Source organism: Serratia sp. OS31 (assembly GCF_014164835.1).
In the GTDB taxonomy this organism is placed as follows: Bacteria; Pseudomonadota; Gammaproteobacteria; order Enterobacterales; family Enterobacteriaceae; genus Serratia; species Serratia liquefaciens_A.
In genome coordinates this window covers 142,269-167,820 of record NZ_JACJFQ010000005.1, presented here as the reverse complement: position 1 = coordinate 167,820, position 25,552 = coordinate 142,269, and the positions used below count along the sequence as shown (strand labels likewise).

Below are 25,552 nucleotides of genomic sequence, written 5' to 3'. Positions count from 1 at the left end.
GGCTTAGCATGCTAAGCCCGTTATTCCACGCGCTGGTGGAGGCACCGTAGCCTTTTGCCTATTGCCCGATACCGTCAGCCATCATACCCACACCGATCGCAAAATAGTAAGAGCGATTCCAGTGCATAATCGTGCGAAAATTATCATAAACCAGGAATGCACGGCCTTGCATATCATCCGGTGTGATCAGCCAACTGCGCAGGCTGGAATGCGGCAGCGCTGAACCATCCGGACGCCGCACTCCACGCTTTTGCCATTCATTGACGCTGTGCGCCTGGCTATCTTTCAGCCCCAGGGCCTCGGCGCTGAACCCGGCAGGCAGTCTGACCTCTCTGCCCCAGCCAATACCACGCTGCCAGCCTTCGCTCGACAGATAGTGGGCCGTAGAGGCAAAGACATCGTCAACGTTGTTCCAGATATCAATGCGGCCGTCACCGTCGCCGTCCGCAGCATAATTCAGGAACGAGGTCGGCATAAACTGGCACTGTCCCATGGCACCGGCCCAGGAGCCTTTCAACTGTTCGCGACTGACATGCCCCTGCTCGAGAATTTGCAGCGCTGCCATCAGCTGTTGACTGAAGAACGCCTCGCGCCGCCCTTCAAAAGCCAAAGTGGCGAGCGCAGAAATCACATCTTCACGCCCCTGGATTTTGCCGAAGGCGCTTTCCATGCCCCACAGTGCCACAACATAACGTCCCGGCACGCCATAGCGTGCGGTGAGCCGCGAAAGCTGCGGGTGATACTGCCGATACAGTCCTCGGCCTTGCGCGATCTTGGCCGGTGGCAATACGCGTTTGAGGTAGTCGTCCAGCGTGATTTTCTTTTCCGGCTGATTACGGTCCGCCTTGATCACCCGATCGACAAAATGCACGTCGGCGAAGGCGCTTTCGACAATGGTCGGTTTAATGCCCTGTGCCAGCGCCTGACGTTTTAGCTGTTCAACATAGGCCGGGAACTGTGCAGGATCCCGACCCGTTTCAGAAAGCCGGCTCTGCGTTGCAGGAGTAGCGGTAGCCGACGCCGGTGTGGCAACCTGCGCCCTGGCCTGCGGACCCACGCCGTATCCCAGCGCCAACAGAGTCGACAGCACGGTTATCGCTGAAAATCTCATCACGCGGCTCCTTTATCACTCTGCTGAGGGCCGCCGTTCCAGCGTCACCCTGTACGCCTGAGTAGGTTATTTTTTGTCAGCAGACAGATGCTGATTTAATAAATTTTCCAGCGGCGGCGGAACCTGCAGATAAAACCCTTCGTCTTTCAGGGCCTCTTTCACTTTTTCAATATCCGCCGAGGCTAACTTTTCCCGCCCTTCCAGAGAAAGCGTCATTGCCAATTGCGGCGTGCCGAAACTTTTCATCAGATCTTCCGGTACTCGGGAGAAATCGTCTTTTTTTTCGACATAAAGATAAGTTTGATCGCGTTTAGGGCTTCTATAGATCACACAAAGCATGTTTTTAACTCTATTTAATTGGGGCAGCGTCTTGCCTGGATATAACTCTGACTATAACATGCTTATAGTACTTCGGAATATCGCACCCCGATTGGTATTCCGGGGATTTAAAGTTGCTGAGACTGAGTCAGGATAGATGTCACAATCGCCAATTGAGCTAAAAGGCAGCAGTTTTACCCTATCGGTTGTTCATTTGCATAATTCGGAACCCGAGGTAATTCGTCAGGCGTTACTGGAAAAAGTAGAGCAAGCGCCCGCTTTTTTGAAAAACGCCCCTGTTGTTATCAACGTTGCAACGCTGAACGGCGACGCAAACTGGAAAGAACTTCAACAGGCTGTCACGGCAGCAGGTCTGCGCGTTGTGGGTATCAGCGGTTGCAGAGATGAGCGGCAGAAACGCGCAATAACCCGTGCCGGGCTGCCGTTACTGAACGAAGGCAAAGGCCAAAAGATGGCTGCCCCGGAACCGGCGCCCGCGCCAGCCCCGGTGGTGGATCCCAACGCCCCCGCCAAGACGCGCATCATCAGTACCCCTGTCCGTTCTGGCCAACAAATTTATGCCCGCAACAGCGATCTGATCGTGACCAGCAGCGTCAGCGCCGGCGCTGAATTAATTGCCGATGGCAACATTCACGTCTACGGCATGATGCGTGGTCGTGCGCTGGCCGGTGCATCAGGTGATACACAGTGCCAGATTTTTTGCACGCACCTGGGTGCTGAGCTAGTCTCTATCGCAGGGCAGTACTGGTTGAGCGACCAAATCCCGTCCGACTATGTCGGGCAGGCAGTACGACTCAGCCTGTTGGATAACGCTTTAACCATACAACCTTTAAATTAAGCCCTTTTGACAAGGAATCCATTTCATGGCACGCATTATTGTTGTTACATCGGGTAAAGGGGGCGTTGGCAAGACCACTTCAAGCGCGGCCATCGCTACCGGTTTAGCCCAAAAAGGAAAGAAAACCGTAGTGATCGATTTTGATATCGGCCTGCGTAATCTGGACCTGATCATGGGCTGCGAACGCCGGGTTGTTTACGATTTCGTTAACGTTATTCAGGGTGATGCCACGCTGAATCAGGCGTTGATCAAAGACAAGCGCACTGAAAATCTGTTTATCCTGCCAGCTTCGCAAACGCGTGACAAAGACGCACTGACCCGCGAAGGCGTTGAGAAGATCCTTAACGACCTGGGCGAAATGGATTTTGATTTTGTGGTTTGTGACTCTCCGGCAGGCATCGAAACCGGCGCGCTGATGGCGTTGTACTTTGCTGATGAAGCCATCATCACCACCAACCCGGAAGTTTCCTCGGTACGTGACTCTGACCGTATCCTGGGCATTTTGTCTTCCAAATCTCGCCGTGCCGAGAGAGGCGAATCGCCAATCAAGGAACATCTGCTGCTGACCCGCTACAACCCAGGTCGCGTCAGCCGTGGCGACATGCTGAGCATGGAAGACGTGCTGGAAATTCTGCGCATTCCATTGGTCGGCGTAATCCCGGAAGACCAATCCGTACTGCGTGCATCCAACCAGGGTGAACCGGTGATCCTCGACGCTGAGTCGGATGCCGGCAAAGCCTACGACGATACCGTGAGCCGCTTGTTAGGGGAAGAACGCCCCTTCCGCTTCATTGAAGAAGAGAAGAAGGGTTTCCTGAAACGCCTTTTTGGGGGATAAACCATGGCATTACTAGACTTCTTTCTGTCCCGCAAAAAGCAGACAGCCAATATAGCCAAGGAACGGCTGCAGATTATCGTCGCAGAGCGTCGTCGCGGGGACAGTGAGCCCCCGTATCTGCCTGATTTGAAACGCGATATTCTGGCGGTAATTTGCAAATATATTCAAATCGACCCTGAAATGCTGCACGTGCAGTTTGAGCAGAAAGGGGATGATATTTCGGTTCTTGAACTCAACGTGACATTACCGGAATCGGAAGAAGTAACTAAATGAGTGTGACGCACTAATTACCCCCTGTATATTTTCTTGCAGGGGGTAACTGTATGCATAACCAGTTATTGAGATAAAAAGCGCCTAATAATCGTTTTTACCCTTTGGGATTAATCTCAATTAATCTTGCGTCACCGTTGTTTAAAGTAAATGCTGTCGGTAAGTGTTGCTATGATTATTTCTAATAAATAATCGGAGCAGCGTTTCCTTACCCTGCCCCAAGTTTTACCGCTCGATTAATAATCCTTCAAAATAGCCTGCAGCGGCGACGCCAATAAATCACCGCGCCAACCGCTGATTAATTCTGGCAGGCTGTCAGCGCCTTTCAACTTCCAATGCCAATTCAGCAGTTGGTTAATCTGTCGGCGCGATGCCAGTAATTCGCTGCTCAACCCGCTTTGCTCACTGACGATGACGATCGCCGCCTTGATATCCTTGAACACTTTCTTGTAGCCCGGCTGATCGATCAGGTTCGACAACGGTGCAGGCAGTGCAGCCTCATCGAGCTCGCTGGCCTCTGCCACCAGTGCCAACAGCGTTTTACCGTGATAACGAATTTCCGGGCCACTGAGACCCAGCGAGTCCAATTCCCCCAGCGATGTCGGCATATGCCGCGCCACCTGCCAGAGGTTTTCCTCGCGCACCACAAAGTTCACCGCCAGATCGCGCTCACGCGCCTGACGCAGGCGCCATTCAGCCAGTTTCTGCAAGCAGCCCAACTGGCGCGGACGCAGTTGCCAGGCATTGGTGATTTCACGGTAGGCCAATTCCGGCGCCAGCGTCTCGCTACGGCGCTGGCACAACAACAGGCACTCGTTGTTGGCTGCGGCGGTCCAACCGGCTTCTTCCGTCTCCTGAACCAGGCGTTTGGCCATCGGCAGCAGATAGAACACGTCCGCAGCCGCATAAACGCACTGTTTTTCCGTCAGCGGTCGCGCCAGCCAGTCGGTACGGGCTTCACTTTTATCCAGTTCCACCTGCATATACTCCGCCACCAGGGTCGCAAACCCGCAAGACAGCGGCCGACCGGTGAAAGCCGCCAGGATCTGGGTGTCTACCATTGGCGTCGGCAAGGTTTTAAAGGCGTTGAGGAAAACTTCCAGGTCCTCACTGCCGGCATGCAGGAACTTAACAATCTGGGTGTTGCTCAGCAGCTCGATAAACGGCTGCCATTGCTTGATTGGCAAGGGGTCAATCAGAGAGAGTTGTTCACCGTCGTATAACTGAATCAGGCCTAACTGCGGATAGTAGGTGCGCGTTCTGACAAATTCGGTGTCCAGCGCTATCTGGGCATGCTTTTTCGCCTGCTCGCAGACCTGCTGCAATCCGGCATCGGTAGTGATCAACTGATAGTTCAAAACGTCATTCTCTTGGTCGCTTTCATGATTCAAACACAACAACGCCGGCATTCACCGGCGTTGTTGATCTGCAGGGCGTGGATGATAACCTAGGCGGCATCGGCCGCCGCAGGTTTTTTCTGCTCATCACGCAGTTCTCGCCGCAAAATTTTGCCGACGTTAGACTTCGGCAACTCGTCACGGAACTCAACAATTTTAGGCACTTTATACCCGGTCAACTGCCGGCGGCAGTGGGTCAACAACTCTTCTTTGGTCAGCGAAGCGTCTTTCTTCACCACACAAATTTTGACCGTTTCACCGGTGACCTCATTCGGCACGCCAATCGCCGCGCATTCCAACACTTTCGGATGCTGACTGACTACGTCTTCTATCTCGTTCGGGTATACGTTAAACCCGGAAACCAGGATCATGTCTTTCTTACGGTCGACGACGCGGACAAAACCCATCTCGTCCACTGTAACGATATCCCCGGTCGCGAGCCAGCCCTCTTTCAATACTTCATCGGTGGCATCCGGCCGCTGCCAGTAGCCTAACATAACTTGCGGCCCTTTGACCCACAGTTCGCCCGGCTCGCCGATCGGCACATCCTGACCGTTGTCGTCCACCAGACGAATGTCCGTCGACGGCACCGGCAAGCCGATACTGCCGCTGTAGTGTTTCAGATCGTAAGGGTTCCCTGCCACCAGCGGTGCGCACTCCGTCAGGCCGTATCCCTCCAGCAGGTGCTTACCAGTGGTTTTCTCCCACTTGTCCGCCACCGATTTCTGTACCGACATGCCGCCGCCGACGGAAAAACGCAGCGTGGAGAAATCCAGCTTGTGGAAGTCCTCGTTGTTCAATAGCGCATTGAACAGGGTGTTCACCCCGCTCATGGCGGTGAACGGATATTTACCCAGTTCTTTCACCATCCCCGGAATATCACGCGGGTTGGTGATCAGCAAATTGCGCCCACCCAAATCGATAAACAGCAGGCAGTTCACCGTCAGCGCAAAAATGTGATACAGCGGCAGCGCCGTGACCACCAGCTCCTGCCCTTCACGAAACAGCGGCAAATAGGCAGCTTTGGCCTGCTCCAGGTTGGCCTGCATGTTGCGGTGCGTCAGCATCGCGCCCTTTGCGACGCCGGTAGTCCCGCCGGTATATTGCAGGAACGCCAGATCGGTGTTGATAATATCGGGTTTAACATACTGTTGGCGACGCCCGCGCTGGAGCGCACTGCGAAAAGAAACGGCAGCCGGCAAATGGTATTTCGGTACCAGCCGTTTGATGTATTTCACTACGAAATTAACCAGCGTGCCTTTGGCAGCGGAGAGCTGGTCGCCCATGCGCGTCAGGATCACGTGCTTTATCTGCGTGTTGAACACCACTTTTTCCAGCGTGTGGGCAAAGTTTGACACGATCACAATGGCACTTGCGCCACTGTCGTTCAATTGATGTTCCAGTTCACGCGGCGTATACAGCGGGTTAACGTTCACCACCACCATACCCGCACGTAAAATGCCAAACAGCGCGATGGGATACTGCAACAGATTCGGCATCATCAGAGCAACGCGATCGCCTTTCTGCAGCCCCAGCTCATTTTGCAGGTAAGCCGCGAAAGCCCGACTACGTTCTTCCAGCTTGCGGTAGGTCATCACCTCGCCCATGTTAATGAAAGCCGGTTGATCCGCGTAGCGCTGAACCGCATTTTCAAACATTTCGACCAAAGATGAATAACGATCGGCGTCGATCTCTGCCGGAACATCCGCCGGGTAACGTTTTAACCAGACCTTATCCAAGGTATTACTCCTGAAATCATTATTCATTATCATCATCGCAGCCCCCAAATATGCAGCTAAACCATAACAATATTTTAACTCAGCAGACCAGTTTGAGTTTTAAACAATATTCAGGTTGCGATGTACGTCACTAATTGGCGGTCTTTCCCTACGCCAAAAGAATAAGGCGGCCGGAGCCGCCCTAGTAAAATTGTTAACATCCTACGAGCATTATTCGGTAACGATAGTTTGCACCTGTGCCGGGCCAGGATTATACCAGCCGTACCCCACGCCCCAACCGGGGCCCCAGGTACCGCTACGCCAGCCCCAAGGGCCCATTGGCGCCGGTGGCATCATCACCTGCTGAGCCAGATGCCAGCGTTTGTAGCCGGTGGCATTCATGGTAACAAACTTGTACGGGGTCATGCCGATCTTGCCGTCTTTCACGCCGGTGATTGGCCCTACTACCGTTACTAACTGGCCCTTGAAATCAACCGGTTCCAGGAAGCCATTAATCGAGGCTATCAGACGCCCCCGTGACGGCTCACCCAATATCGGCCGGGCGCCGGAATCGAGCGGCACAGCGGCAATTTCCAACAGCGTGCGCCCCTGCTCATTGGCAACGTTCACTACCGTACCGCCAAAGCGAGCTTCAGCCCCGACAAACAGGTTCGGCGCATTCTGTACCGAAGACAACTGCTGGACCGGCGTTGCCGTGCTGCCTTTAATCGCGTCAGGCACGGTGACACACCCTGACAACGCCAGCACGCTGCCGGCAATGGCCAGCAGCGACATTTTTTTACAAACAGTGCGGGTTAACATCATCGCAATCTCCTGAAATGGCTGTAACTTTGACATCAATTCACAGAGCAAGTTGCAGATCATTCCTCTCCCGATGGCCGCCACAGCACAAATCGGTGGCGACTATTCGCGGCCCGGTAATTTCTTCCAGGTGACCTCATTGCGCAAATAGGTCGGCTCGGCATTTTCTACCGCCACCGCCAACCCCTGTTGCCAGGCATGCAGCGCCAAAGGCAGCATATCTTCTGCCTGCGGCAACAACATTTGCCCATCGCTCAGGGTTAACGTAGAACCGGCAACCAAATCCGGGTAGGTTTGCCAGCCGGTGCCGACATGCGCCCAGTGGCCTTGCAGACCTTGCGCACGCACCAGCGCCTGCGCCGGGGTCAGTACCGCTTCACCTTCACTTTCAAGCCAGTTACCGTCCTGCTGACGTTCAAACTGCCCCCAGTAGACTTCCCCCATACGCGCATCTATCGCCGACAGCACGCGGTCAGCCCCGGTGAGTCGCCAGGCGCCCTGCGCCATGGTTTGCAGCGTGGAGACGCCCAGCAAGGGTAAGTCGGCGCCCAGCGCCAGCCCCTGAGCAATGCCGATGCCGATACGCACGCCGGTAAAGCTGCCCGGCCCACGGCCAAAAGCCAGCGCATCGAGCTGGCCAAGGGTGACCCCGGATTCCGCCAGCACCTGCTGCACCATAGGTAAAATACGTTGCGTATGCTCACGTGGGCACAGCTCAAACAGGGCGTGGATTTCGCCTTGACTCCAGATAGCAACGGAACAGGCTTCCGTCGCTGTATCGATCGCTAAAATTCGCGTGGACATGCCAACCTCAGGCGGGAAAAAAACAGGGTTTTTCATACAGGGCGCGCATTGTAGCACAGCCCCGGGGTCGCGCCTATCCGCTAGCGTTCCGCCTGCAGGAAGGCAATCGCCTGGGCGATGTCGCGGGTACGCGGCGTCGGCGGCAGGCTGTTAAGAAACACTTCGCCATAGGGGCGCATCACCAGCCGATTGTCGCAAATCACCAGCACGCCGCGATCGTCGGTATCGCGGATCAGGCGTCCAACTCCCTGTTTCAGGGTAATGACCGCATCCGGCAGTTGCACATCGTTGAATGGGTCGCCGCCGCGCAACCGGCAGTCTTCAATCCGAGCTTTCAGCAACGGATCGTCAGGCGAGGTGAACGGCAGTTTGTCGATAATCACGCAAGACAATGCATCGCCGCGGACATCTACGCCCTCCCAGAAACTGCTGGTCGCCACCAACAGCGCATTACCGGCCTCAACAAACTGTGCCAACAGCTGGCCCTTGCTGGTTTCTCCCTGCAGCAGCACCGGCAACGTCATGGTAGCGCGGAACTCCTCCGCCAGCTCACGCATCATCTGGTGCGAAGTACAAAGGAAGAAGCAGCGGCCGTTATTGGCTTCAATCAGCGGCCGTAGCATGCGTGCCAATTGTCTTGCGCCGCCGGGTTGATTTGGTGAAGGCAAAAAACGCGGCACGCACAACAAGGCCTGTTTGGCGTAGTCGAATGGGCTGGCCAGCAGCAGCGTTTTGGCCTTGTTCAGGCCCAGGCGCTCGGTAAAGTGCCCCATTTGCTCATTAACCGACAGGGTTGCCGAGGTAAAAATCCAGCTGCCCGGCTTTTCATCCAGCAGCTCGCGAAAACGATCGGCCACCGTCAGCGGGGTCAGCGCCAACACAAAATGGCGTGAGTTGCACTCATACCAATAGCTGAAACCGGGTTCGTTGACCTCTTTCAAGCGTTTGAGTCGGGCCCGGTACAGCGTAGCACGCTCAAAGGCGGCATCCAGCAGGGCCGAACGGCCAAGGGAAAGTTTGACCACGTCATAACACAGCTCCAGCGCGTCATCGAGCAGCAGCAAAGCACGCTGCACATTGGGCTGGCTGAGCACTTCGCGCAGGTTGCCGCGAAATCCCGGCTCCCCCAGCATCAAACGAAAATCCTGCGTGCTTTGGCTGAGGCGGTCGGCGCTTTTTTGCAGCTGTGCGGCATCGCGCACTTCGGTGCGGTAGGCAATGGAGATGTCTTTCGCCAGGTCCAGCAGTTGGCGGCTGGTCAGCTGCTTACCGAAATACTGGCTGGCGATATCCGGGATCTGATGCGCTTCATCGAAGATCATCACATCGGCCTCAGGGATCAGTTCGGCAAAGCCGCCCTCTTTCACCACCATATCGGCCAGGAACAGATGGTGGTTCACCACCACCACATCAGCATCCATGGCACGACGACGCGCCTTGACCACAAAGCAATCTTTATACAAGGGGCAATCGCTGCCCAGACAGTTGTCGTTAGTGCTGGTCACCAGCGGCCAAACGAAGCTGTCTTCCGCCACGTCGCTGCAACTGCTGATGTCGCCCTCTTTGGTCATCGACGACCATTTGCGCAGATGGACCAGATCGATCAGCGTTTGCCCGGCCAGTTCGCCGCCGGCCATCGACTGTTGCTCCAGACGTTCCAGACACAGGTAATTGGAGCGCCCTTTCAGCAGCGCCATCTTGCCTTTGTACTTCAGTGCTTTGGCCACAGTGGGCAAATCGCGTGCATAAAGCTGATCCTGCAACGCTTTTGATCCGGTGGAAATAATCACTTTGCGATCGGCCCGCAGTGCCGGCACCAGGTAGGCGTAGGTTTTGCCGGTCCCGGTGCCCGCTTCGACCACCAGTTCCTGCTTGAAGTTAATGGCTTCGGTGACCGCTTCCGCCATCTGCCGCTGTGCTTCACGCGGTTTGAAACCCTTGATTGCCTGCGCCAGGGCGCCGTCTGTTGCGAAATCGTCTGCCACGCTATCTCTCTGCCGATGTAATTCAGCGCTAATTATGCCTATCCTGCCGCGCGGCTACCACCGACTTTATCGTCGCACATTTCTGCCGATGGCTGTGTTACCCTTAACGCGATGATGATATGGAGATAATTGCATGAATATCGAACGCATTGACCCGGACCAACGTTGGTCCGAAGCCGTAGTTCATAACGACACCGTTTATTACACCAGCGTGCCGGAAAACCTGGATGATGACGCTACCGCCCAGACCGCAAATGCCCTGGCGGCGATTGACGTGATCCTGGCGCGCGTGGGCTCCGACAAAAGTCGGGTGCTGGACGCCACTATCTTTCTGGCCGACGGCGCCGATTTTGCTGCCATGAACGCAGCCTGGGATGCCTGGGTGGTTGCCGGCAGCGCGCCGGTGCGTTGCACCGTGCAGGCCAAATTGATGAACCCGAAGTACAAGGTTGAAATCAAAATCATTGCTGCGCTGTAAAACAAAAAACCGCAGACGCTGACGCCTGCGGTTTCATTTTTCGTACTCTTGCGCTGATTAAGCCAGTTTGATGATCACCATACCGGTCAGCAGCAGCACCAGGCCAATCCAGCCTTTGGCATTCAGGCGCTGACCGAACAGGATCCAACCTGCGGCAATCGTCGCGGCGATACCGAAACCACCCCACAACGCATAGGCCACCGACAGATCAATCCCCTTCACCGCCTGCGCCAGGGCACTGAATGCCCCCAGCACCGACAGCAACGACAGCAGGCCTAACCAAATTTTACGGAAACCGTCTGACATCTTCAGGAAGATGTTGGCAACAATTTCCAACACAATCGCCAGTCCCAAAAACCCAATGTGGTACAACTCAAGCTGTTGCATGGTTGTCACCTCGCGGGCTGGCCTGTTTTCGTGGTTTGCGGGTACCGGACTTCACCAGCAGGATACCGGCGATCAATGTCACCAGACCCAGGACCTTCAAAGCCGAGATTGGCTCGTCGAACCACAGTACGCTGAACAGGGTAATAAACAGGATACCGATCCCTTCCCACAGCGCATAAGCAACGCCCAGAGCGACGCGTTTTATCGCCAACGACAGCATGACGTACGACGCAGTGATCATCACATACATCACAATATGACCGGTCATGCCGCCGCTGACGCTGGCGTATTTCATGGACAGGGTACCGATAATTTCGGCCACGATGGCCAAGCCTAAAAAGATCCAATAAATCATAATTTCTCTCCCAAACGGCGAATAACGCACGCTAAGGCATATTTATCCCGATTTATCTCGTCAGACAGGCGCAACGAGGCGCTGACGACGCAGAGATCCCTGGGGATAAACTGACCCAAACGTAATAAAGAAGTTTGCCCGGCTACGCGGAATGACGGAGGACTGAGCCTGTCACCAGCACCGGTTAAGGGAGAAAGACGCTATAGCTCGCTGCACCAGTGATGCTCACTGGCAAGGATGGCAGACAGGAAAAGCTGGCAAGTAGAGGTTCTGAGGGTAATTCCATTAGTTGTCATCATAATTATTCTCTATTCTCAGCCGCACATTATCTTGTTACACGGAGTGCGATTTGCCCAATATCCTCATCAAGTAAAATTTTCAACTGCGATAGTTGTACCATAGCCAAAAAAAGAAAGCAAACCGCCGTTTTCACAAAAACGATTAAAAAAAAGTTTAAAAATAAGAAAGTTAAGTAATTTAAAAATAAAAAAAGGCTCAACATGTTGTTGAACCTCGGTTTAAATCGGCACGGCCAAATATTCGCCTGCCCCAGGCCCGGCGCGGGTTAGACCGCAGCGCCGCTGACGGCGGTACGCGCCAGTTCGGTGATGCGAGCGTAGTCGCCATTTTCCAGCGCATCGGCCGGTACCAACCAAGAGCCGCCGATACACAACACGCTTTTCAGAGCCAGGTAATCACGGTAGTTGTTGGGCGTGATGCCCCCGGTCGGACAGAAACGCACCTGCGGGAATGGGCCGCCGATCGCCTGCAATGCCTTCACGCCACCGTTGGCTTCCGCCGGGAAGAATTTGAACTCACGCAGCCCGTGATCCATACCCAGCATCAGCTCTGAAACGGTGCTGATGCCCGGAATTAACGGGATAGCCCCTGCGGTAGCGGCCTTCAGCAGCGCGTCCGTCAGGCCGGGGCTGATAGCGAATTGCGCGCCTGCCTCGGTCACTGCCTGCAGCTGCTGCGGATTAATCACCGTACCTGCACCGATGATCGCCTCCGGTACCTCTGCCGCGATAGCGCGGATCGCCTCCATGGCGCAGTCGGTGCGCAATGTGACTTCCAGCACGCGCACGCCACCGGCTACCAGCGCCCTGGCCAGCGGTACCGCATGCTCCAGCTTATTGATCACAATGACCGGTACTACCGGGCCTGCGGTCAGGATCTGTTCTGCGCTGGTTTCCCAGTTTTTCATCGTTACTTCTCCATTACTTACGGGTTATCAATGGCACGCCCCTGCCACAGGGCCCCACGCGTTAAAGCGCGGGCGTCCGGCCGTACCCCAAGTGATGTTGCGCCCCGGTACTGCGGGCAAAAAAATGCCGGCAGATAAGCTGCCGGCAGGGTGATTACTCGAACTCGTTCCAGGAACGGCCATCACGGGTGATCATCGCCACTGAAGCGACCGGGCCCCAGGTGCCGGATTGGTACGGCTTCGGTGCCTCGTTATCCGCTTTCCACGCGTCCATAATGGAGTCAACCCACTTCCAGGCTTCTTCCACTTCGTCACGGCGTACAAACAGCGCTTGAATGCCACGCATGGTTTCCAGCAACAGGCGCTCATAGGCGTCAGCCACATGCTCCTGGTTAAAGGTTTCGGAGAAACTCAGATCCAGCTTGGTGGTTTGCAGGCGGTGCTTGTGATCCAGGCCCGGCACCTTGTTCAACACCTGAATTTCGATGCCTTCATCCGGCTGCAGGCGAATGGTCAGTTTGTTCTGCGGCAACTGCTGGTAAGAATCGCTGAACAGGTTCAACGGCGGGTTCTTGAAGTAGACGACCACTTCAGAACATTTGGTCGGCAGACGCTTACCGGTACGCAGGTAGAACGGCACGCCGGCCCACTGCCAGTTGTCGATATCAACGCGGATTGAGACGAAGGTTTCAGTGTTGCTGCTTTTATTCGCCCCTTCTTCTTCCAGATAACCCGGTACCTTTTTGCCCTGCACGAAGCCGGCGGTGTACTGACCACGCACTGTGGTTTCACGTACATTGGTCTGATCGATGCGGCGTAGTGAACGCAGTACCTTCACTTTCTCGTCGCGAATGCGGTCAGTCGTCAGGTCCGCCGGTGGCGACATGGCAATCATGGTCAGGATTTGCAACAGGTGGTTCTGGATCATGTCGCGCATCTGACCGGCCTGGTCAAAGTAGCCCCAGCGCCCTTCAATACCCACCTCTTCCGCTACGGTGATCTGTACGGAATCGATGGTGCGGTTATCCCAGTTGGAGGCGAACAACGAGTTGGCGAAACGCAGCGCCAGCAGGTTCAGTACCGTCTCTTTACCGAGATAATGGTCGATACGATAAACCTGGCTCTCGTTGAAGTATTCCGCCACCTGATCGTTGATCACGCGTGAAGAAGCGAGATCGGTGCCCAGCGGTTTTTCCATCACCACGCGTGCCGGCTCGTGGTTCAACTTGGCTTCACCCAAGCCTTTGCAAATCGCGCCGAAGGTGCTTGGCGGCATGGCAAAGTAGTTAATGGTGGTGCGATGTTTCTGGTCCAGCATTTTACCCAATTTGGTAAAGTTCTTGCTGTCGTTCACATCCAGGTTGCAGAAATCCAGGCGCGCGCTCAGCGTTGCCCAGAGTTCGTCATCCAGTTTTTCTTTCATAAAGGTGCCAAGCGCTTCCTTGACCACCTTGATATAGGCTTCTTTATCCCACTCGGCACGGCCGACGCCGATGATGCGGGTATCCGGATGGATATGACCGGCTTTCTCTAACTGGTACAGGGAAGGCAACAGCTTACGACGCGCCAAATCGCCTTTCGCGCCGAAAATAACCAGGTCACACGCCTGGGCTGTAGAGGTTACCGCCATGTTCATCTCCTCGTTGCAGGATATTTGTAATTTTCTTACATTACTAATGTACTCTCTTTGACTACGGCCAGTAAACCCGGATCAAAAGTAGAAAAAAAGCCCCAGAAAATGCAGTGTTAAGTGCTACCGGCTCTAAACGTAGGAGCCCGAGCCAAAAACTGTAATTTTCTGTCTTTTTTGATGCTCTTTTACCATTATGAAAGTTAGACACAGGTCATGTTCTGATGAAAAAAGCCTGCATACCCTCTGTCGACACTGCCAACGGTTACCAGCACGTAGTATATTTCCACTAAACCGGCATTGATTTCTCCTTTGATTGAAATCGACATACCCTATGGATTTCAAGTTATAGCCAGTGCGATCGCCCCCGCTGTAGCTTGAAATGCGACGGGTATAAACCATGAGTGACCCTCGTTATATGAATACGCTGGAAAAAATCCAGAGTCATCTGGAGCTGCTGAGCAAATCTGAACGGAAAGTCGCTGAGGTGATCCTGGCCTCCCCACAGACCGCCATCCACTCCAGTATCGCGACGCTGGCCAGAATGGCAGACGTCAGCGAACCCACCGTCAACCGCTTTTGTCGCCGTCTAGATACCAAAGGCTTCCCTGATTTTAAACTGCATCTTGCCCAAAGCCTGGCCAATGGCACTCCGTACGTAAACCGTAACGTAGAGGAAGATGACAGCGTCGATGCCTATACCGGTAAAATATTCGAATCGGTAATGGCCAGTCTGGATACAGTAAAGGCAAATTTGGATATTGCCGCAATCAATCGTGCGGTTGATCTGCTTACCCAGGCAAAAAAAATCTCTTTCTTCGGTCTGGGGGCCTCAGCGGCCGTCGCTCACGACGCGATGAACAAATTTTTTCGCTTTAATATCCCGGTGGTCTACTTCGACGACATCGTCATGCAACGTATGGGATGCATGAATTCCAGCGAGGGAGACGTAGTGGTGTTAATCTCCCACACCGGCCGTACCAAAAACCTGGTGGAAATGGCGCAGCTGGCGCGTGAAAACGACGCCACGGTTATCGCCATCACCTCACGCGATACCCCTCTGGCGCACGAGGCAACCCTGGCGTTGCTGCTTGATGTTCCCGAAGATACCGACGTTTATATGCCGATGGTGTCACGAATTGCTCAATTAACGCTCATAGACGTGCTCGCCACCGGATTTACCTTGCGCAGAGGGGCCAAATTCAGAGATAACTTGAAGCGGGTCAAGGAAGCGTTGAAAGAATCGCGCTTTGATATGGGTGTCGTTATCCCCAACAATTTCGACTCGTAACCGATGTGAAAAAACCTGTCGTTCAAGATCATCTGAACGGCGGCATTAGAGGCAGTACCCTGTTACAACGCTCATGCGGGTAACCCAAGTGAAACATCAGTGTAGTAAAATTACATTTCACTCCAGGTTTCGTTATCCGACGTTATCGCAACACCAATAATTTGCTTCACCAGTCAACGGAGTAATACATGTCCAGACGGCTCAGAAGAACCAAAATTGTTACCACCCTGGGTCCGGCTACTGACCGCGACAATAATCTGGAAAAGATCATTGCCGCAGGCGCTAACGTAGTTCGGCTTAACTTTTCCCACGGCACGGCAGAAGATCATCAGGCTCGCGCCGACAAAGTGCGCGAAATCGCTGCCAAGTTGGGACGTCACGTCGCTATTCTGGGTGACCTGCAAGGGCCGAAAATTCGTGTTTCCACCTTTAAGGAAGGCAAAATCTTCCTTAACATCGGTGATAAATTCCTGCTCGATGCCAACATGTCCAAGGGCGAAGGCGATAAAGAAAAAGTCGGTATCGACTATAAAGGCCTGCCTGCCGACGTGGTGCCGGGCGACGTACTGCTGCTGGACGACGGCCGCGTACAGTTGAAGGTGCTCGAAGTTCAGGGCATGAAAGTCTTTACCGAAGTGACCGTTGGCGGCCCGCTGTCCAACAACAAGGGCATTAACAAACTGGGTGGCGGCCTGTCCGCAGAGGCCCTGACCGAGAAAGACAAGGCCGATATCGTCACCGCAGCCAAAATCGGCGTCGATTACCTGGCGGTTTCCTTCCCGCGCACCGGCGAAGACCTGAACTATGCCCGCCGTCTGGCGCGCGATGCTGGCTGCCACGCAAAGATCGTGTCCAAGGTTGAGCGTGCCGAAGCCGTCTGCAGTGACGAAGCCATGGATGACATCATTCTGGCCTCCGACGTAGTGATGGTTGCCCGTGGCGATCTGGGCGTCGAAATCGGCGATCCTGAGCTGGTCGGCATCCAGAAAAAGCTGATCCGCCGTGCCCGCACCCTGAACCGTGCCGTGATCACCGCGACCCAGATGATGGAGTCGATGATCACCAACCCAATGCCGACCCGCGCCGAAGTGATGGACGTGGCGAACGCCGTGCTGGACGGTACCGACGCCGTGATGCTATCTGCCGAAACCGCTGCTGGCCAATACCCGGCAGAAACCGTGGCGGCCATGGCGCGCGTTTGCCTCGGTGCTGAGAAGATCCCAAGCATCAATGTCTCCAAGCACCGCCTGGACGTACAGTTCGACAACATTGAAGAGGCTATCGCCATGTCTTCAATGTACGCGGCCAACCACCTGAAAGGGGTTACCGCGCTGATCGCCATGACCGAATCTGGCCGCACCGCGCTGATGATGTCGCGCATCAGCTCCGGCCTGCCGATCTTCGCCATGTCGCGCCATGAACACACGCTGAACCTGACCGCGTTGTATCGTGGCGTTACCCCTGTGTACTTCGACAGCCACGAAGATGGCGTCATCGCCGCTAATGACGCGGTTAATCGTCTGCGTGATAAAGGCTTCCTGGTCTCAGGCGACCTGGTGATCGTCACCCAGGGTGACGTGATGGAAACCGTTGGCACCACCAACACCAGCCGCATTCTGCGCGTCGAGTAATCTGTCCTGCTGCCGGCCGTTAACGCGGCCGGCATTTTTTCCCGCACCGCCCTTTCCCCCTGTTAAACTCGTCTCCTGTCGCCGCCATGGCAAACGGAGAGCCTTCGATGCTTCATCAACACCCACAGCAAAACCGCACGGCACAAAGTCTGGATCTGGACGATCAGGGGCTGGAAAACCTGGACGATGCCTGCCTACAAGGCAACTCACTGCTGAAAATCAGTCTTTACAACAATCGGCTTCGTCAATTCCCACGGCAGATTTTGCAGCATGCCGATCTGCAGGTGTTGAACATCTCTTGCAACCAACTCAGCGAACTGCCCACTGAAATAGGCCTGTTGAAACAGCTGGCCATGCTCGATTGCGGTCACAACCAGGCCAACCAGGTACCCGCCGGGATCGGTGAGCTGCGGGAACTGACTTATTTATACCTCAGCGATAACACCTTTCGCGATCTGCCCGTCGAACTGGGGCGATTACATAAACTGCGGTATTTGAATGCGACGGATAATCAGCTCAGTGAAATGCCTACGGCCATTATGCAACTCGGTGCGCTGCAGGAACTGCGGCTTTACAATAACCAGATTGCCTCGTTGCCTGAGACGTTCGGGCAGTTGAGCGCTCTTCGGGAACTGCACCTGATGAACAATCGTCTGGTTGCCCTGCCAGAGCAAATAGCCCAGCTCTCTGCGCTCAGGGTGCTGGATGTGGAAAATAACGCTATCGGCCAGCTACCCACCACTTTTGGGCGGCTGGTCAACCTGACTCACCTCAACCTCAGAACCAACCGCTTGCAACAGCTACCGGCGTCCTTTGGGCAGCTTAAGGCACTGACCACGTTGGATCTGCGCGCTAACCGCCTAAGCGCCCTGCCCGACAGCCTGGCCGAATTGACCCAGCTACAACGATTGGATCTGCGCTGGAACAACTTTGCCGAAATGCCTGCCGTACTGGACCCGCTGATTGCCCAAGGTTGCCTGGTGCATATTTAAGGCCCTTAAAGCACCAAGGGGCAGCCACCCGAAGATGACTGCCCCTTGCCTGACGCCAAAACTGAGCTTAGCGGTATAAATCGTCGCGTGAATAGGGTTCGATTTCCCCTTCTTTGCGCGTTTTCAGCAGTTTGAGGATCCAGGTGTACTGTTCCGGGTTAGGACCGACCAGATTCTCTACTTCTTCATTCATCCGGCGGGCAATGGTGTGATCGTCGGCCGTAGCCAGGTCGTCCATCGGCGGTCGTATATAGATATCGAGCATGCTGGTTTTACCGTCATACACCGGGAACAACGGCACAATGGCCGCACGACAGACCTTCATCAGACGCCCGACCGCAGGCAACGTAGCTTTATAAGTCGCAAAGAAATCCACGAATTCGCTGTGCTCTGCTCCGTGATCCTGATCCGGCAGATAATAGCCCCAATACCCCTGGCGTACTGAACTGATAAACGGCTTGATACCGTCATTGCGCGCATGCATGCGACCGCCAAACTTGCGACGTACGGTGTTCCACAGATAATCGACCAGCGGGTTGCTTTGGTTATGGAACATCGCTGCCATCGGCTGACCACGTGCGGCCATCAGCATCGCCGGAACATCCACCGCCCACCCGTGCGGTACCAGGAAAATCACGTTACGCCCTTCTTCACGGATTTTATCCAGCACCTCTTCACCGTGCCAGCGAACGCGCCTCAATACTTTCTCTGGTTGGGTACAGGCCAGCTCCGCCATCAGGATCATCGATTGCGGCGCGGTGGCAAACATCTCGTCGATGATATGTTCGCGCTCGTTTTCCGGCAGCTCAGGCAGGCAGTACAACAGGTTGATGCGTGCACGACGTCGAGCGCCTTTTGCCACCTTGCCGGCCAACTTGCCCACGGCGCCGAGCACCGGATCGCGCAGGCGTGCAGGCACCAGTGAAATACCGGCCATTAACCCGGTTCCCAGCCAAACGCCCCAGTAGCGCGGATGGTAAAAGGCTTTCTGAAATTGCGGGATGAACTCTGAGTTCGATTTTTTCTCGTTTTGCATGCACAAGCTCTTAACATAGCGGTTCGGCTAATCATAATTGCAAAGGGTGATTTTGCAATTCACAACGGCGAAGCACCAATATAAAACAACATCGGCCCGTAATCAGGCCGATGGAATCACTGGCGCGGTAACGCGCCGGGGCAAAGGGATCAATCCAGCTGCAGCTGAGGCACCACTTCTTTCACCTGCGCCAGATAATCGCTGCGATCTTTGCCGCTCAGCCCTTCTGAACGCGGCAGTTTCGCCGTCAGCGGGTTGACCGCCTGTTGGTTGGTCCACATTTCGAAGTGCAGGTGCGGGCCGGTAGAGCGTCCGGTGTTGCCGGATAGCGCAATACGGTCACCCCGTTTCACCTTCTGCCCAGGCTTAACCAGCAGCTTTTTCAGATGCATATAACGCGTGGTGTACTGGCGACCATGGCGGATCGCCACGTAGTTGCCTGCGGCACCGCTGCGTTTGGCGATCAACACTTCACCGTCACCCACAGCAAGCACCGGGGTGCCCACCGGCATCGCGAAGTCGACGCCTTTGTGCGGCGCAATGCGCCCGGTGACCGGATTCACCCGACGCGGGTTGAAGTTTGAAGAGATGCGGAACTGCTTCATGGTAGGGAAACGCATAAAGCCGCGCGCCAGGCCCGAGCCCTGACGATCGTAGAATTTACCGTCCTCGGCACGGATGGCGTAATAGTCTTTGCCGCCGGTGCGCATACGCACCCCCAACAGCTGGCTTTGTGCGCTCTTGCCGTCAAAGTGTTCGCGGGACATCAATACCGAGAACTGATCGCCCTTGCGCAGTTTACGGAAATCCAGCTGCCACTGCAGCGCTTTGATCACCGCATTGATTTCTGTACGGCTCAAACCGGCATCGCCGGCGCTGCTGACGAAGCTGCCGTTCAGCCGACCGCTGATCACGTTGTTGCGCCATTCGCCCTGCTGCGATTCCTGAGTTTCTTTGAAGTTGTTACCGACACGGTCGTAGGTGCGGGTTTCACGCCGGGAAACTTCCCAGGTCAAACGCTGCAAATCGCCGGCATCGTTCACCGTCCATGACAGCTGTTGGCCAATTTTCAGATTACGCAGATCGCGGTTTTGCGATGCCAACAGCGTGACATCCGACATATCTATGCCGTATTGGGTCAGAATACTGCCCAGCGTATCACCGGTAGAAACGACATATTCATGCACGCCATCCTCGCCGGCGACCTTCTGGTCCAGCTCATCCTGTGGGATGTCATCATCGGGGGTGGCTTGGTCGAGATCGATCGGTTCGCTGGCTTCTGGCAGCAAGGAACGTAACTGGCTGGATTCTAACTCAATGCTTTTAACGATGGGGTTATGTTCTGGGTGATAAACAAAAGGCCGCCAGACGGCAACGGCCAATGTAACCACTGTCAGCGACCCCAGCATGACGCGGTGGGGCCGTGGCAGATTGTTATACGCCAGAGCGATAGTTCGGACTATCTGCTGCACTCGATTTTATCCTCATAATCTTTACTTCAGGCAGCTCACGTACTGGTTCGACAGCTGAGTCAGGAAGTTCCCGTAGCTGTCTTTCCCCAGTGCGATGCCGGTGCCCAACGGGTCCAGCGTTCCAGAACGCACTTTGGTCCCCTTGGCAACGGCATTGATTACGGCCGGCCTGAATTGTGGCTCAGCAAAAACGCAGACTGCTTTCTGCTCAACCAACTGTGTTCGAATTTGGTGTAAGCGCTGTGCTCCAGGTTGGATTTCGGGATTCACGGTGAAATGGCCCAGCGGGCTCAAACCGAAATGTTTCTCAAAATAGCCGTAAGCATCATGAAAAACAAAATATCCTTTGCCTTGCACAGGCTTGAGCATGTTACCAACATTTTTGTCAGTTTGCGTCAGTAGATTCTCGAACTGGCGCAGGTTTGCGTCTAATTTGTCCTTATTCTGCGGCATAAGTTCCAATAACCTGTCGTGAATCGCGATCGCGGTCACTTTTGCCACTTCCGGAGACAGCCAAACGTGCATGTTATGCTCGCCATGATGGTGGCCATCGCCCTCATCATGAACGGCATGATTATGCGCATCTGTTGCATGATCATGGTCGTGTTCATGCTCGTGGTCGTCGTCTTCTCCCTTCATCAACAGCGGTTTTACTCCGCTCAGTTCGCTGATGGCCAATTGACGATTTGCCGATACCGGCGTGAGGGATTTGGTCAGAAAAGCTTCCATGTCCGGGCCTACCCACACCACCAGATCGGCGGCGCGCAGGCGTTGGATATCGGAAGGTCGCAAAGCGAAATCGTGCGGCGAGGCGCCATCCGGCAACAGCACCTCGGTCGGCGTTACGCCGTCGGCGATGGCGGATGCAATAAAGCCCAGTGGGCGAATGGAGGTCACAACCGCCGCAGAGGCGCTGCTCAGCGGTCCGGCCATCATCAGTGCAGTAGCCAGCAACGTGCGCTGCAGCCATTTATTTTTATGTGCCATTATCAGTAATCCCGTCGTTTTCATCAGCGAGGCGTGATATTATAACATTCGGTTAGTTCTGCAAAATGTAATCATGAGATGTCCACACTGACAACGCTAAAAAATATCTCCGTCTCCTTTGGTAACCGCAAGGTGCTGTCGAATATTTCGCTCAGCCTGCAGCCGGGCCGTATTCTGACGCTGCTCGGTCCAAACGGCGCGGGCAAATCCACGCTGGTCCGCGTGGTGCTCGGGCTGGTTGCGCCAACGGAAGGTACGCTTGAACGCGAACCGGGCCTGCGCATCGGTTATGTGCCACAAAAACTGCACCTCGATGCCACCCTGCCGCTCACCGTCAGCCGCTTTATGCGCCTGAAACCCGGCGTCAGGAAAGCCGATATTCTGCCCGCGCTCCAACGCGTGCAGGCAGCGCACCTGCTCGATCAACCGATGCAAAAACTCTCCGGCGGCGAGAATCAGCGCGTACTGCTCGCGCGGGCGCTGCTGAACAAGCCGCAACTGCTGGTGCTGGATGAGCCAACGCAAGGGGTTGACGTCAACGGCCAACTGGCGCTGTACGATCTCATCGACCAACTGCGCAAAGAACTGGGCTGCGCGGTCCTGATGGTTTCCCATGATCTGCACCTGGTCATGGCGAAAACCGATGAAGTGCTGTGCCTCAACCAACACATCTGCTGTTCCGGCGCGCCGGAAGTGGTCTCGATGCATCCTGAGTTTATCGCCATGTTCGGCAACCGCGGTGCGGAGCAATTGGCGGTCTATCGTCACCACCATAATCACCGTCACGACCTGCAAGGACGAATTGTGTTGAAGAAAACCGGGGGCCGTGAGGCATGATCGAACTGTTATTACCCGGCTGGCTGGCCGGGGTGTTGTTGGCCGCCGCTGCCGGTCCATTAGGCTCCTTTGTGGTCTGGCGCCGGATGTCTTATTTCGGCGATACCCTGGCGCACGCATCTTTGCTGGGTGTGGCCTTCGGGCTGCTGCTGGACGTGAATCCTTTCTATGCGGTGATTGCCGTGACGCTGGTGCTGGCGTTGGTGCTGGTGTGGCTGGAGCGTCGTCCGCAACTATCCGTTGATACTCTGCTCGGCATTATGGCACACAGCGCGCTGTCGTTGGGTTTGGTGGTGGTGGCGCTGATGTCCAACGTGCGGGTCGATCTGATGGCCTATCTGTTTGGCGATCTGCTGTCGGTCACCCTCACCGATATCTGGATGATTGCCATTGGGGTTAGCGTTGTCCTGTTGATCCTGTGGTGGCAGTGGCGCAACCTGCTGTCGATGACCGTCAGCCCAGAACTGGCCCACGTCGACGGCGTCAATCTGGTTCGTGCGCGCACCGTACTGATGCTGGTTACCGCTCTGACCATTGGCCTGGCGATGAAATTCGTCGGCGCGCTGATCATTACCTCTCTGCTGATTATTCCGGCCGCGACCGCACGACGCTTCGCCAGGACCCCTGAACAAATGGCCGCCTACGCGGTGTTGGTGGGTGTGCTGGCAGTAACCGGCGGATTGGCCTTCTCGGCCTTTTACGATACTCCGGCCGGCCCATCGGTGGTGCTGAGCGCGGCGGTGCTGTTCGTCCTGAGCTTGTCCAGGAAGCAGCAAGCCTGACCTTCCTCTTACAGATAGCACAAGGGCCGCAACTAGCGGCCCTTTTTAATATGGATTACGGAGCAATATTTACTCTTCGCGCACCATGCCAAAGTGCTTATAGGCATGATTGGTGGCCATGCGCCCGCGCGGCGTGCGCTGGATGAAACCTTGCTGGATCAGAAACGGCTCGATCACGTCCTCGATAGTTTCCCTTTCCTCGCCGATCGCTGCCGCCAGGTTATCCAGGCCCACAGGGCCGCCGGTGAACTTGTCGATTATCGCCAGCAACAGTTTACGGTCCATGTAATCGAAGCCTTCGGCGTCAACGTTCAACATATCCAGCGCCTGCATCGCCACCTCGCAATTGATCACGCCATTGGCGCGGACTTCGGCAAAATCGCGTACTCGACGCAGTAACCGGTTGGCGATACGCGGTGTACCGCGCGCACGGCGAGCCACTTCATGTGCGCCCTCGTCCGATAGATCCAGCCCCAGACAGTTAGCGCTGCGTGAAACGATGTGCTGCAGATCGGCAACCTGATAAAACTCCAGACGCTGCACAATGCCGAAGCGATCGCGCAGTGGCGAAGTCAGGGAACCAGCGCGGGTAGTTGCCCCCACCAGCGTGAACGGCGGCAAATCGAGTTTGATCGAGCGTGCGGCCGGGCCTTCACCGATCATGATATCCAGTTGGTAATCTTCCATCGCCGGATACAGCACTTCTTCCACTACCGGAGACAGACGGTGGATTTCATCGATAAAAAGAACGTCGTGCGGTTCCAGGTTGGTCAGCATCGCCGCCAGATCGCCCGCCTTTTCCAGCACCGGCCCGGAGGTGGTGCGCAGGTTAACGCCCATTTCATTGGCAACGATGTTGGCCAGCGTGGTTTTCCCCAACCCGGGCGGGCCGAAGATCAGCAAATGGTCCAGAGCGTCGCCACGCTGCTTGGCAGCCTGAATAAAGATTTCCATCTGCTCGCGGACATGCGGCTGACCGACATACTCCGTCAGCAGCTTCGGCCGGATGGCGCGATCAAGAATTTCTTCTTCATTGATCGGCTCGGCAGAAATCAGGCGATCGGCTTCAATCATTCTCTACCCCTTATCAGCGCTTACAGCGCGGCACGCAGCGCGTCGCGGATCAGGGTTTCGCAATCTGCACCCGGCTTGGCGATTTTACTGACCATGCGACTGGCCTCCTGCGGTTTGTAGCCCAGCGCCACCAGCGCAGAGGCCGCTTCGGCTTCCGCATCCAGTTCGGCAGCTTTCGCCGCCGTGGCAGGAAGCGTGATTTCGCTGCTGCTGTTAAACAGATCGCCATTAAGCCCTTTGAAGCGGTCTTTCATTTCGACCACCAGGCGCTCTGCGGTTTTCTTGCCTACGCCCGGCAATTTGATCAGCGAAGTGATCTCCTCGCGCTCAACCGCACTGACAAACTGCTGCGCCGACATGCCGGACAGAATGGCCAGCGCCAGCTTAGGGCCTACGCCGTTCACTTTGATCAACTCGCGAAACAGCGCACGCTCTTGTTTATCGTTGAAGCCATACAGCAGTTGGGCATCTTCGCGCACCACAAATTGGGTAAACACGATAGCCTCCTGCCCCAGTTCGGGCAGTTCATAAAAGCAGGTCATCGGCATATGCACTTCATAGCCCACGCCATTTGCCTCCAGTAACACCAGTGGCGGCTGCTTTTCCAGAATATAACCTCTGAGACGACCTATCATTTACCCTCCTGCTGAATTCCTGAGCATGACCTTCTGCCATGCCGTGCTGCTAAAGCTTATAACATAAAAAAGGCTGGATGAATATCCAGCCTCAGAACTGATTAAGCGCTACTTTAAACGTCCACGCGCCAGGTTCAATCGCCCTTCGCTCATCCGCAGCACGTTTTGGCTGAGGTGACAGTGGGTAATGGCGATCGCCAGCGCATCGGCGGCATCGGCCTGGGGATTGGCCGACAGTTTAAGCAGCGAACGCACCATATGCTGTACCTGCGCCTTTTCTGCCGCGCCGGTACCGACCACCGTTTGCTTTACCTGGCGTGCCGCATATTCAAACACTTCCAAATCCTGGTTCACCGCAGCGACAATCGCCACGCCGCGCGCCTGCCCAAGCTTGAGCGCCGAATCCGGGTTTTTCGCCATAAACACCTGCTCAATGGCGAAAAAATCCGGTTTAAACTGGGTAATGATTTCACTGACGCCGGCATAAATCAGCTTTAAGCGCGTCGGCATGTCGTCCACCACGGTGCGAATGCAACCGCTGGCAATATAGCTCAACTGGCGACCCTGCTGACGAACCAGGCCGTAACCGGTGACGCGCGATCCGGGATCGATACCGAGTATGATCGTCATCCCTAC

General features: G+C 55.3%; 26 protein-coding genes. 9 read left to right on the top strand and 17 right to left on the bottom strand.

Annotated features, from left to right (window positions below):
* Positions 1 to 58: 58 nt before the first annotated feature.
* Both H5P17_RS06855 and H5P17_RS06850 read right to left on the bottom strand, forming a co-directional pair.
* Complete coding sequence (locus tag H5P17_RS06855) at positions 59 to 1,111, bottom strand: lytic transglycosylase domain-containing protein (RefSeq protein WP_182822051.1); 1,053 nt, start codon at positions 1,109 to 1,111, stop codon at positions 59 to 61.
* 66 nt (positions 1,112 to 1,177) lie between these two features.
* Entirely contained in the window at positions 1,178 to 1,450 is a 273-nt protein-coding gene (locus H5P17_RS06850) for a YcgL domain-containing protein (RefSeq protein ID WP_182822049.1), read from the bottom strand.
* A 136-nt stretch (positions 1,451 to 1,586) separates the two neighbouring features.
* On the opposite strand from H5P17_RS06850, the gene minC reads away from it, so the two are divergent.
* From minC to minE, 3 genes are read left to right on the top strand one after another with little or no spacing between them, the layout of a single operon-like run.
* Positions 1,587 to 2,288 (top strand): septum site-determining protein MinC, encoded by a 702-nt coding sequence (gene minC / locus H5P17_RS06845; protein ID WP_044551817.1) that lies wholly within the window; start codon positions 1,587 to 1,589, stop codon positions 2,286 to 2,288.
* A 25-nt stretch (positions 2,289 to 2,313) separates the two neighbouring features.
* On the top strand, positions 2,314 to 3,126 hold the full coding sequence (gene minD, locus H5P17_RS06840; protein ID WP_020827242.1) for a septum site-determining protein MinD: 813 nt from the start codon (positions 2,314 to 2,316) through the stop codon (positions 3,124 to 3,126).
* 3 nt (positions 3,127 to 3,129) lie between these two features.
* On the top strand, positions 3,130 to 3,399 hold the full coding sequence (minE, locus tag H5P17_RS06835; RefSeq protein WP_012145482.1) for a cell division topological specificity factor MinE: 270 nt from the start codon (positions 3,130 to 3,132) through the stop codon (positions 3,397 to 3,399).
* Positions 3,400 to 3,632: 233 nt separating this feature from the next.
* Here the strand turns inward: minE and rnd are convergent, their stop codons facing one another.
* The 5 genes from rnd to H5P17_RS06810 all read right to left on the bottom strand — a co-directional run bounded on the left by rnd (position 3,633) and on the right by H5P17_RS06810 (position 10,122).
* Positions 3,633 to 4,754, bottom strand: coding sequence for a ribonuclease D (gene rnd, locus H5P17_RS06830; protein ID WP_044552967.1), 1,122 nt, complete (start codon positions 4,752 to 4,754; stop codon positions 3,633 to 3,635).
* Between the two features lie 89 nt (positions 4,755 to 4,843).
* Positions 4,844 to 6,532, bottom strand: coding sequence for a long-chain-fatty-acid--CoA ligase FadD (fadD, locus tag H5P17_RS06825; RefSeq protein WP_182822047.1), 1,689 nt, complete (start codon positions 6,530 to 6,532; stop codon positions 4,844 to 4,846).
* A 210-nt stretch (positions 6,533 to 6,742) separates the two neighbouring features.
* Positions 6,743 to 7,333: a Slp family lipoprotein gene (locus tag H5P17_RS06820; protein WP_304621576.1), complete on the bottom strand. Its 591-nt coding sequence runs from the start codon at positions 7,331 to 7,333 to the stop codon at positions 6,743 to 6,745.
* Between the two features lie 102 nt (positions 7,334 to 7,435).
* Positions 7,436 to 8,137: a tRNA (adenosine(37)-N6)-threonylcarbamoyltransferase complex dimerization subunit type 1 TsaB gene (gene tsaB / locus H5P17_RS06815; RefSeq protein WP_182822044.1), complete on the bottom strand. Its 702-nt coding sequence runs from the start codon at positions 8,135 to 8,137 to the stop codon at positions 7,436 to 7,438.
* 80 nt (positions 8,138 to 8,217) lie between these two features.
* The gene (locus H5P17_RS06810) at positions 8,218 to 10,122 is read right to left on the bottom strand and encodes an ATP-dependent DNA helicase (protein WP_044551821.1); all 1,905 of its coding nucleotides are present in this window, start codon (positions 10,120 to 10,122) and stop codon (positions 8,218 to 8,220) included.
* 133 nt (positions 10,123 to 10,255) lie between these two features.
* Between H5P17_RS06810 and H5P17_RS06805 the strand changes: the two genes are divergently transcribed.
* Positions 10,256 to 10,600, top strand: coding sequence for a RidA family protein (locus H5P17_RS06805; protein ID WP_044551823.1), 345 nt, complete (start codon positions 10,256 to 10,258; stop codon positions 10,598 to 10,600).
* 57 nt (positions 10,601 to 10,657) lie between these two features.
* Here H5P17_RS06805 and mdtI read toward each other — a convergent pair whose 3' ends face one another.
* From mdtI to zwf, 4 genes are all read right to left on the bottom strand, one after another.
* The gene (gene mdtI, locus H5P17_RS06800; RefSeq protein WP_182822042.1) at positions 10,658 to 10,987 is read right to left on the bottom strand and encodes a multidrug/spermidine efflux SMR transporter subunit MdtI; all 330 of its coding nucleotides are present in this window, start codon (positions 10,985 to 10,987) and stop codon (positions 10,658 to 10,660) included.
* Entirely contained in the window at positions 10,974 to 11,342 is a 369-nt protein-coding gene (mdtJ, locus tag H5P17_RS06795; RefSeq protein WP_046373350.1) for a multidrug/spermidine efflux SMR transporter subunit MdtJ, read from the bottom strand. Before mdtJ ends, mdtI begins: the two co-directional genes overlap by 14 nt.
* A gap of 565 nt (positions 11,343 to 11,907) precedes the next feature.
* On the bottom strand, positions 11,908 to 12,549 hold the full coding sequence (locus H5P17_RS06790) for a bifunctional 4-hydroxy-2-oxoglutarate aldolase/2-dehydro-3-deoxy-phosphogluconate aldolase (RefSeq protein ID WP_182822040.1): 642 nt from the start codon (positions 12,547 to 12,549) through the stop codon (positions 11,908 to 11,910).
* Between the two features lie 154 nt (positions 12,550 to 12,703).
* Positions 12,704 to 14,179, bottom strand: coding sequence for a glucose-6-phosphate dehydrogenase (gene zwf / locus H5P17_RS06785; RefSeq protein ID WP_020827252.1), 1,476 nt, complete (start codon positions 14,177 to 14,179; stop codon positions 12,704 to 12,706).
* A 418-nt stretch (positions 14,180 to 14,597) separates the two neighbouring features.
* Here zwf and H5P17_RS06780 point away from each other — a divergent pair, with 418 nt between their 5' ends.
* The 3 genes from H5P17_RS06780 (at position 14,598) to H5P17_RS06770 (ending at position 18,093) form a co-directional block, all read left to right on the top strand.
* The gene (locus H5P17_RS06780; RefSeq protein ID WP_182822114.1) at positions 14,598 to 15,470 is read left to right on the top strand and encodes a MurR/RpiR family transcriptional regulator; all 873 of its coding nucleotides are present in this window, start codon (positions 14,598 to 14,600) and stop codon (positions 15,468 to 15,470) included.
* A 188-nt stretch (positions 15,471 to 15,658) separates the two neighbouring features.
* The gene (pyk, locus tag H5P17_RS06775; protein ID WP_044551827.1) at positions 15,659 to 17,101 is read left to right on the top strand and encodes a pyruvate kinase; all 1,443 of its coding nucleotides are present in this window, start codon (positions 15,659 to 15,661) and stop codon (positions 17,099 to 17,101) included.
* 107 nt (positions 17,102 to 17,208) lie between these two features.
* Entirely contained in the window at positions 17,209 to 18,093 is an 885-nt protein-coding gene (locus H5P17_RS06770) for a leucine-rich repeat domain-containing protein (protein ID WP_182822038.1), read from the top strand.
* Between the two features lie 67 nt (positions 18,094 to 18,160).
* On the opposite strand, the gene lpxM is transcribed toward H5P17_RS06770, so the two are convergent.
* The 3 genes from lpxM to znuA all read right to left on the bottom strand — a co-directional run bounded on the left by lpxM (position 18,161) and on the right by znuA (position 21,588).
* Positions 18,161 to 19,129 carry a lauroyl-Kdo(2)-lipid IV(A) myristoyltransferase gene (gene lpxM / locus H5P17_RS06765; protein WP_182822036.1) on the bottom strand — a complete coding sequence of 323 codons (969 nt, stop codon included), beginning with the start codon at positions 19,127 to 19,129 and terminating at the stop codon, positions 18,161 to 18,163.
* 149 nt (positions 19,130 to 19,278) lie between these two features.
* Positions 19,279 to 20,601 (bottom strand): murein DD-endopeptidase MepM, encoded by a 1,323-nt coding sequence (gene mepM, locus H5P17_RS06760; protein ID WP_182822034.1) that lies wholly within the window; start codon positions 20,599 to 20,601, stop codon positions 19,279 to 19,281.
* 21 nt (positions 20,602 to 20,622) lie between these two features.
* A complete protein-coding gene (gene znuA, locus H5P17_RS06755; protein WP_182822032.1) occupies positions 20,623 to 21,588 on the bottom strand; it encodes a zinc ABC transporter substrate-binding protein ZnuA in 966 nt (321 codons plus the stop codon).
* Between the two features lie 78 nt (positions 21,589 to 21,666).
* Between znuA and znuC the strand changes: the two genes are divergently transcribed.
* On the top strand, positions 21,667 to 22,425 hold the full coding sequence (gene znuC, locus H5P17_RS06750) for a zinc ABC transporter ATP-binding protein ZnuC (protein ID WP_182822030.1): 759 nt from the start codon (positions 21,667 to 21,669) through the stop codon (positions 22,423 to 22,425).
* Positions 22,422 to 23,207, top strand: coding sequence for a zinc ABC transporter permease subunit ZnuB (gene znuB, locus H5P17_RS06745; protein WP_182822028.1), 786 nt, complete (start codon positions 22,422 to 22,424; stop codon positions 23,205 to 23,207). Before znuC ends, znuB begins: the two co-directional genes overlap by 4 nt.
* A gap of 69 nt (positions 23,208 to 23,276) precedes the next feature.
* On the opposite strand, the gene ruvB is transcribed toward znuB, so the two are convergent.
* The 3 genes from ruvB to ruvC all read right to left on the bottom strand — a co-directional run bounded on the left by ruvB (position 23,277) and on the right by ruvC (position 25,546).
* Positions 23,277 to 24,281 carry a Holliday junction branch migration DNA helicase RuvB gene (ruvB, locus tag H5P17_RS06740; protein ID WP_182822026.1) on the bottom strand — a complete coding sequence of 335 codons (1,005 nt, stop codon included), beginning with the start codon at positions 24,279 to 24,281 and terminating at the stop codon, positions 23,277 to 23,279.
* Between the two features lie 20 nt (positions 24,282 to 24,301).
* Positions 24,302 to 24,916 (bottom strand): Holliday junction branch migration protein RuvA, encoded by a 615-nt coding sequence (ruvA, locus tag H5P17_RS06735; protein WP_020827262.1) that lies wholly within the window; start codon positions 24,914 to 24,916, stop codon positions 24,302 to 24,304.
* Between the two features lie 108 nt (positions 24,917 to 25,024).
* Positions 25,025 to 25,546 carry a crossover junction endodeoxyribonuclease RuvC gene (gene ruvC, locus H5P17_RS06730; RefSeq protein ID WP_044551835.1) on the bottom strand — a complete coding sequence of 174 codons (522 nt, stop codon included), beginning with the start codon at positions 25,544 to 25,546 and terminating at the stop codon, positions 25,025 to 25,027.
* Positions 25,547 to 25,552: the final 6 nt, after the last annotated feature.

Excerpts from the sequence above, each read along its gene's own strand:
- H5P17_RS06855 (WP_182822051.1), bottom strand. The coding sequence starts at position 1,111 with ATGAGATTTTCAGCGATAACCGTGCTGTCGACTCTGTTGGCGCTGGGA.
- H5P17_RS06850 (WP_182822049.1), bottom strand. The coding sequence starts at position 1,450 with ATGCTTTGTGTGATCTATAGAAGCCCTAAACGCGATCAAACTTATCTT.
- minC (WP_044551817.1), top strand. The coding sequence starts at position 1,587 with ATGTCACAATCGCCAATTGAGCTAAAAGGCAGCAGTTTTACCCTATCG.
- minD (WP_020827242.1), top strand. The coding sequence starts at position 2,314 with ATGGCACGCATTATTGTTGTTACATCGGGTAAAGGGGGCGTTGGCAAG.
- minE (WP_012145482.1), top strand. The coding sequence starts at position 3,130 with ATGGCATTACTAGACTTCTTTCTGTCCCGCAAAAAGCAGACAGCCAAT.
- H5P17_RS06820 (WP_304621576.1), bottom strand. The coding sequence starts at position 7,333 with ATGTTAACCCGCACTGTTTGTAAAAAAATGTCGCTGCTGGCCATTGCC.
- tsaB (WP_182822044.1), bottom strand. The coding sequence starts at position 8,137 with ATGTCCACGCGAATTTTAGCGATCGATACAGCGACGGAAGCCTGTTCC.
- H5P17_RS06805 (WP_044551823.1), top strand. The coding sequence starts at position 10,256 with ATGAATATCGAACGCATTGACCCGGACCAACGTTGGTCCGAAGCCGTA.
- mdtI (WP_182822042.1), bottom strand. The coding sequence starts at position 10,987 with ATGCAACAGCTTGAGTTGTACCACATTGGGTTTTTGGGACTGGCGATT.
- mdtJ (WP_046373350.1), bottom strand. The coding sequence starts at position 11,342 with ATGATTTATTGGATCTTTTTAGGCTTGGCCATCGTGGCCGAAATTATC.
- H5P17_RS06790 (WP_182822040.1), bottom strand. The coding sequence starts at position 12,549 with ATGAAAAACTGGGAAACCAGCGCAGAACAGATCCTGACCGCAGGCCCG.
- zwf (WP_020827252.1), bottom strand. The coding sequence starts at position 14,179 with ATGGCGGTAACCTCTACAGCCCAGGCGTGTGACCTGGTTATTTTCGGC.
- H5P17_RS06780 (WP_182822114.1), top strand. The coding sequence starts at position 14,598 with ATGAATACGCTGGAAAAAATCCAGAGTCATCTGGAGCTGCTGAGCAAA.
- pyk (WP_044551827.1), top strand. The coding sequence starts at position 15,659 with ATGTCCAGACGGCTCAGAAGAACCAAAATTGTTACCACCCTGGGTCCG.
- H5P17_RS06770 (WP_182822038.1), top strand. The coding sequence starts at position 17,209 with ATGCTTCATCAACACCCACAGCAAAACCGCACGGCACAAAGTCTGGAT.
- lpxM (WP_182822036.1), bottom strand. The coding sequence starts at position 19,129 with ATGCAAAACGAGAAAAAATCGAACTCAGAGTTCATCCCGCAATTTCAG.
- znuA (WP_182822032.1), bottom strand. The coding sequence starts at position 21,588 with ATGGCACATAAAAATAAATGGCTGCAGCGCACGTTGCTGGCTACTGCA.
- znuC (WP_182822030.1), top strand. The coding sequence starts at position 21,667 with ATGTCCACACTGACAACGCTAAAAAATATCTCCGTCTCCTTTGGTAAC.
- znuB (WP_182822028.1), top strand. The coding sequence starts at position 22,422 with ATGATCGAACTGTTATTACCCGGCTGGCTGGCCGGGGTGTTGTTGGCC.
- ruvB (WP_182822026.1), bottom strand. The coding sequence starts at position 24,281 with ATGATTGAAGCCGATCGCCTGATTTCTGCCGAGCCGATCAATGAAGAA.
- ruvA (WP_020827262.1), bottom strand. The coding sequence starts at position 24,916 with ATGATAGGTCGTCTCAGAGGTTATATTCTGGAAAAGCAGCCGCCACTG.
- ruvC (WP_044551835.1), bottom strand. The coding sequence starts at position 25,546 with ATGACGATCATACTCGGTATCGATCCCGGATCGCGCGTCACCGGTTAC.